This is a genomic window from Spirosoma pulveris, assembly GCF_054781875.1.
The window spans coordinates 1-800 of record NZ_BAAGTO010000064.1; the positions used below are offsets into that span (position 1 = coordinate 1).

An 800-nucleotide genomic window follows, 5' to 3' on the forward strand; every position below is an offset into this window, starting at 1 on the left:
ATCACCTACGCCAATGCCAATCCCTCGGTGATCAACCTCTTCACCTCCTATGAGGACGTCCACCGGGAAAGCACCAAGAACCGCGTCGAGCACCTGTTCATGCTCCAGTACAACACCCTGGTGGCGGGCAACCCCATGGATAACTTCTACCCTAACTTTAAACCCGTTACTTACAACGGGCCAGGAGGTACCGGTAGCTCTGTGCCCACAACGGCTTTCTACAACTCGTACGAAGCAGGCGATTTGCGGGCCAAAGATCAGGCGGGATATTTCTATACCACCTACTACACCAACGGCAACGGAGCACCTTTCTCGCTGGGTGCGCCCTACGTCTTCAAGCACTTCAACCGCACTGCCAACGGGACGGCAGGGGTCGCTGGCTCCCGCCAGAACAACCTCAACGTGCCCCAGATCCGCTTTGCCGAAACGCTGCTGATCTACGCCGAAGCTCAGAACGAAGTGGGCGGCCCCACCCAGCCCGCCTACGATGCCTTCAAGCGGATTCGGGACCGGGCCACCCTAACCACCCCGGCCCTGGGCAGCTACACCCAGGCTTCGTTCCGGGAAGCGGTTTGGCGGGAGCGCTGGCACGAGCTGTGTTACGAGCAGATCACCTGGTTCGATATGGTACGGCTGCGGAAGGTTTACAACGAGAAGACCAACGGGTTCGACAACTTTGTGGGCCACGTGAACCTGAGTTCGAATCAGGCCTTGCAGGAGAAGCATCTGTTACTGCCCATTCCCAAGCAGGAGTTGCTGAACAACCCCAACCTGAAAACCCAGAACCCCGGCTATCCCGG

General features: G+C 58.4%; 1 protein-coding gene. It reads left to right on the top strand.

The window, feature by feature from the left end:
• Positions 1–800 (top strand): RagB/SusD family nutrient uptake outer membrane protein (locus tag ACYVJM_RS32115; protein WP_461152213.1); only part of this gene is annotated, 800 nt, incomplete at both ends.